6 protein-coding genes are annotated in these 5,471 nt (G+C 48.1%); 2 read left to right on the top strand and 4 right to left on the bottom strand.

Annotated elements, in window-relative coordinates; all coding sequences use genetic code 11:
• Window positions 1–450: hypothetical protein (locus tag KDK17_RS03785; protein WP_257287384.1), on the top strand; the 450-nt coding region annotated here is incomplete at its 5' end.
• Between the two features lie 132 nt (window positions 451–582).
• On the opposite strand, the gene KDK17_RS03780 is transcribed toward KDK17_RS03785, so the two are convergent.
• On the bottom strand, window positions 583–840 hold the full coding sequence (locus KDK17_RS03780) for a GrxA family glutaredoxin (protein WP_257281379.1): 258 nt from the start codon (window positions 838–840) through the stop codon (window positions 583–585).
• Between the two features lie 336 nt (window positions 841–1,176).
• Between KDK17_RS03780 and KDK17_RS03775 the strand changes: the two genes are divergently transcribed.
• Complete coding sequence (locus KDK17_RS03775) at window positions 1,177–1,413, top strand: hypothetical protein (RefSeq protein ID WP_257274246.1); 237 nt, start codon at window positions 1,177–1,179, stop codon at window positions 1,411–1,413.
• Here KDK17_RS03775 and KDK17_RS03770 read toward each other — a convergent pair.
• From KDK17_RS03770 to KDK17_RS03760, 3 genes are read right to left on the bottom strand one after another with little or no spacing between them, the layout of a single operon-like run.
• Window positions 1,405–3,591, bottom strand: coding sequence for a tRNA(Met) cytidine acetyltransferase TmcA (locus KDK17_RS03770; RefSeq protein WP_257287383.1), 2,187 nt, complete (start codon window positions 3,589–3,591; stop codon window positions 1,405–1,407). The genes KDK17_RS03775 and KDK17_RS03770 overlap by 9 nt on opposite strands.
• Entirely contained in the window at window positions 3,584–4,513 is a 930-nt protein-coding gene (locus KDK17_RS03765; RefSeq protein ID WP_257287382.1) for a rhodanese-like domain-containing protein, read from the bottom strand. Before KDK17_RS03765 ends, KDK17_RS03770 begins: the two co-directional genes overlap by 8 nt.
• 52 nt (window positions 4,514–4,565) lie before the next feature.
• Window positions 4,566–5,126, bottom strand: a complete 561-nt coding sequence (locus KDK17_RS03760) for a peptidylprolyl isomerase (RefSeq protein ID WP_306671218.1) — start codon at window positions 5,124–5,126, stop codon at window positions 4,566–4,568.
• Between the last annotated feature and the right edge of the window lie 345 nt (window positions 5,127–5,471).

Raw genomic sequence — 5,471 nt, 5'->3', positions numbered from 1 at the left:
TCCCTGATCTATGCTGTTTTTTCAGTTTTTGTCGGGATGGTTATGGAAAAGTCGTTATTTTCAGAGCTCAAGCGTATTGGCATTGATGAAGAACTGGCCAGTAAGGTCAGTGCTTCCCTTGATCCGGAATACAACGCCAGTAAAAAGGATATCCTGATTATGCAGGAAGCCATTATGCAGTTACAGCTACAAGGTGAGCGAAATTATCAGTCACTGAGTTCGGATATCAGTGCCTTGCGTACTGAGCTGCACAGGGAAATAGCCGGTGTGCGAACCGAACTGCATAAGGAGATTGCCGGTGTTCGTGCTGAAATCAGCGATGTACGTGCTGAAATCAGCGATGTACACACCGAAATGGGCTCTTTTAGTCGGCAATACATCATTACCTTTCTGAGCCTGATTACCACCATTATCAGCGTTTTTGTCATTAATTGGCACTTTCACCAGTAACGCAAAGGCGTATGGGTTGTAGTGATTCTGCCCCTGATAGTAACGTCGAGCATCCTGATTGCTACCTTACATCGACGGGGCCGGACCATACCACGAATGACTGGCCTGAGGCGCAGCGACTGGCTGTCGACCTCAGCCTTGCAGGGATTCCACCATCTCTTCTTTCAGGTAAGCATCCAGCTCTGTGTAACCGCCAATGTACTTTTGACCATGAAAAATCTGAGGTACGGTTTCAACCCGCTTTCCTACTGTTTTTTCCAGATCTGCCTTGGTGATGCCTTCCGCATGAATATCCACGTAGAGCATTGGCAGTCCACGGCTTTCCAGCACTTCTTTAGCTCGTACACAATAACCACAGCCCGGACGACCAAAAACGGTAAAACGATCCATAAAACCCACCTGACTCTAATCAGTATTAACTTTCAGAAATAGGAAAACGCCCACTATAAACGAGTTAGCGTGACGCACGAAATCAGTATTTTTTAACGGTTTGATAGAGAAAGTCTATCCGTCATTACCGAATACCCTAAATGCCTGTTAGTGAGTTTTGAGCAGCGGATTGCCCAGCTTTATGTTCTGAACTCCCCTTCCGCAAAAGCCCGGACTTTTTGACATGGCTACAACAGTGAACGATTCCCTTGAGCTGTTGTCTAAAAATACAAGGTCAAGCAAATGAGCTTGTTCTGAAGAAGATGACCATTTTCATAAGTTAGAGAGGTGTTAGTTATGCACAAAAAATATCTGACGATAATTTTGGCTGCTGTTTTATTCAGTGGTGCAGTTTGGGCAGCGGACTGTGTAAGAGGCTTTATTTCAGGCAGGTATACTGCCTACCCTGTCCAGAACCAGGGCAACGGGCTAGACCATAAAATATGGATTCTGGATTCTGAAAGCGGAGACGTTAAGTTTTGTACCAGAAAAAACTTTGGCGGCCCAATTGAATGTACAGATTTCTCAGATTGACCGCTTAAGGTTTTGTCCCATACATAGGTGCCGGACACATTGCTTTAAAAATTGAACGGCCTGCTTTCTACCCGTCAGGCCATTCGCTTTTGCTATCTCTGACCACTCAGCCCCCTGAAGTACTTTGGCAATCAATCCATTCAAAGCGTCCTGCGAGACAGAGCCATCAGAAACTTTTGATAACAGTAGGGAGCGAACAGCAGGAAGGCAACTTTCAAGCAATCGATCTGAATGGACAAACGATTTCAGGTCCATCCGATCTCGCTTATCTAAAGCAGTCTCAATGCTGGAATGACTTAAGTGAAGCATTACACGAACCAGATCAGGAGCCATTTCTTTGAATACCCCGGACAGCTGCATCAGAAAACCTGAGGTAAAACGAGACTGCATTTCCTTTGTCAGGAGACTGAATGCTTCATTCAGTGACTTCAAAACCATCATTGAGTAACAGCCACTGGCTGCTTCACGGGTAATGCCAACACGAACCGGGAGATAGCCCGAATCCCCCCAAAAAGCCGCCAGCTCTGACGTCGCACCAAAACTACTGCCCAAATAATCCAGTTTTCTGAGCTTTGCCTGCTCTTCAATACACTTCAACAGATGAGTGCCCAGCCCATTCCCCTGTAATGAAGGATGTACCGCTATTCGGATAACCCTCAGGCCAGTAAAGGCTGAAGCTTCCGGGAAACCACAATGATTACTCAGGGACTGAGGAATAAGATGACCCCGAACCCTGCGTTGCCCTAGCCAGACAGCTTCCTGCAAGTCGTCTTCTATGCCACCTTCAAGTGCCAGCAATGCCGTTGCAACGACACGTTCCTGATACCTGAGGCAGTAAACCTCGATATTCGGACCATCCAGAAGATGCCTGAGATCAAAAGGACGGGTTCGATAATGGGCGAATACCAGCAGACCAAACACATCAGCCAGCAGCCGATCGTCTTGAATCAGTTGAGCGGATTCAAGACGATCAAACGAACAATTATCAATACCTGCACCCTTTATCGTTTTATCTGAAACGGGTGAGGCATTCAGCATCAACGCCCTGAAAACAAAGGCTTCGAAAGGGTCATTATCAGCCCAGCGGATTGGCTGATTCAGATGCAACCCCTGCCATTTTGGCGTCAGTTCAGACAGTGTTGACTTGAACTTAATGGCAAAGCCCCTGCCCGTCCCTTCATAGCCATGCTGAGTGGATGAGAAAACAATTCGAGAATGATTCTTTAACAATTGGGTCAGTAGTGGCACCGGGATAGCAGCAGCTTCGTCCACCAGCATAAGCTCACAGTCTGAGTCACCAGCAGAATGCAGGAGTTCGTCGGGAGCTTTGAATTCGAGAATTTTGCCTTCCCAAAACAGTTTTCCCCGATGGGCTTCACACCCATCAAGTAGAGCTTCAGCAGAATGAAAGACGACTTCGGCAGAAGCCAGAGAGGGGGCTGTCACCCATATCCTTGAGAGCCCTGATTGCAGTAGCCGGACCGATGCAATACCCAGCGCAGCACTCTTGCCCCTGCCACGATCCGCAGTCAGCACTAATGGACGCCGACGATGGCCTTTTGCCACACGAAGAATGGACTCGACAGCCTTGGATTGATCCGATGTTCTGCAAATAGTGTCGTCTGGAGATTCTGCCTGCCCTGAATCAGGTAAACCACTGCAACAAATACCCTGTTGCCATCTTGCAACGCCGTTTTCACACAACAAAGAGAGTGTTTTTTCAGACTTGATAAGGTTGACCAGTCTTTTCAGATAGAGTCCCCGAATGTGCCCGGGTTGATATGGATAAACAGCGAGTCTTTTGTGGTCAGGGTCAGAGTATTCAGGCCAGTCATCCAGATCCGGTATCAGAAGTATGAAAAGCCCTCCACCTTTCAGAGCACCACTGAGCTGACCAAAGGCATCGACATCAAAACCGGAAAAGGCATTAAATACCACGAAGTCAATCTCACGCCCCAGCCAGCTGATAGCTTTTGGTGCAGAGATCGAAGTTTCATTTACCTTAAAGCGCTCACCCACCCAGAGTGTTTGCTGCCCTTGTGTCTTTGAAAACAGAAGTGCACTTGAAAGGAGACTCTCAGCCTGCTGTTGTGTCCAGGCTTCTGTTCCGGACAAAACCAACAAAGCACGGTGATTGTTTTCAGCCGCCCGTTTGAGGATAGAGGCAACGTTATCCATTCGCCGTCGTAATTTTTTCTGAAACCAAAGAATCCATCCATAATTCATACTCAGCAGGAACAAGACTGCCAAACTGCCTGGCGGGTGTAGCATAGTTGATGCCTCTTTCCACCGGGTAGCCTGAACCAGTCCAGGCTTTCAGCCCACCATTGAGAAGCCGAACATCCTTGACACCGGCATACTGAAGAACAAACAAAACGCGTGCGGCGGCAATCATATCGTCGCCATAAACGACGATTGGTGTATGTTTAGTGATACCCAGCCCAAGGAGAACTGATTTCAGCCGTTCTGACTCCTTGATAATCGACTCCAGGCTGCCTGTTTCAACGTGCAGAGCACCGGGAATATGCTGAACAACATAGCGAGCCCCTCTTCCCCAGGAGACATCCAGCACCATAAGGTCGGTATTCATCTTAAGTTGTTCATCCAACCACTCTGGTGTGACCAGTCGCTCATAACCCGGCAGTTTGGCAGGCTTGCCACCTTGAGCCAGCCAGTAAGAAAAGCCCTCTTCAAAAACACGAATCCGACCTTCATCAAAGCCCTGTTCAGCCACCAGCCACTGGGCTAACACCTGGGCATCCTGCTTATCACGACCATAGACAACGATGTTCTTGTCTGGCGATATTCCCTTACTGGTCAAAAGATTCCGGACGTGTTCAGGATCGGCTGTCATCAATGCCAGGTCAAAATTTCGGGCACCGGGAATATGCCCCCCATCCGGGTCATTACCCGAAGGCCACCCGTTGTACCAGTTACTGTCTCGAACATCGACCAACACCCAGCCCTGCTCCCGGACCAGTGCTTCCATCGCAGGTTGATCAACCGATTTTAATGCCAGCCTGTCATTCCAAAAGCTGTCGCAAGCCGTGATGACCGGTAACAACATGATTAACAGACAATATTTTGCCCAATGCTTCATGGAACCTGATTTACCTGATAGTTATTGGGTTGCAGCGGTACTCATAGCCATACTACTTAGTGGGGGCGGTTTTGACTCTTTCAACCGTCAGAATTGTAATCGGGTCAACAGGAACATTTGCGTGAGGTCCTCTGTTCCCGGTTTTCACGGAAGCTATGGAATCCATAACCTCTTCACCACTAATCACCTCGCCAAACACGGCATAGCCCGGACGACCGGGACGATTATTCAAAAATTCATTATTGACGAGATTGATGAAGAACTGAGAGGTAGCACTGTCCGGGTTAGCTGTTCTTGCCATTGAAATAGTGCCACGACTGTTCCTGAGGCCATTACCGGACTCATTCCTGATGGGTGCGCTCGTTGGCTTTTGACTCATATCTGCAGTCATGCCACCTCCCTGGATCATAAAGCCGGGCATCACTCTGTGAAAAACCAGTCCCTCGTAGAAGCCCTTGTCCACATAAGCAAGAAAGTTCTCTACAGTGACAGGTGCCTTCCCGGGATTCAGACGAATTGTCATATCACCTTTACTGGTCTTGATAACGACATCAACAGGCTGCAAAGCCTCTGCAACAGGTTTATCAGGAGCGGTGGCTTTCTGCTCTGCCATCACTTGGCTGGCAAACAGTAAAAAAGACACCGTCAGAACTTTTTTAATAGCTTTTAACACCTGCTTTAACCCATAAGTAAGATGATTGAGGTCGTTATACTACTGGAATCCATGTTCAGGCCATAGTTCATCACACCGAAAAAATGCACATTTCCCCATAATCTGCACGTTAATCCTACGCTGTTGGCACCCCCCACATTTTCAGAAGCTATGGTATAGAAGAAAATCAGCTCAAAGCTTGCAAATAGATAGTAGAAAGGTAATATACAGACCCACCGCACAGAGCGGACTCGGAGCGTAGCGCAGCCTGGTAGCGCACCACAATGGGGTTGTGGGGGTCGGAGG

Source organism: Endozoicomonas sp. SESOKO2 (assembly GCF_024606245.1).
Lineage (GTDB): Bacteria > Pseudomonadota > Gammaproteobacteria > Pseudomonadales > Endozoicomonadaceae > Endozoicomonas_A.
This window is presented reverse-complemented; position numbering and strand designations above follow the sequence as displayed.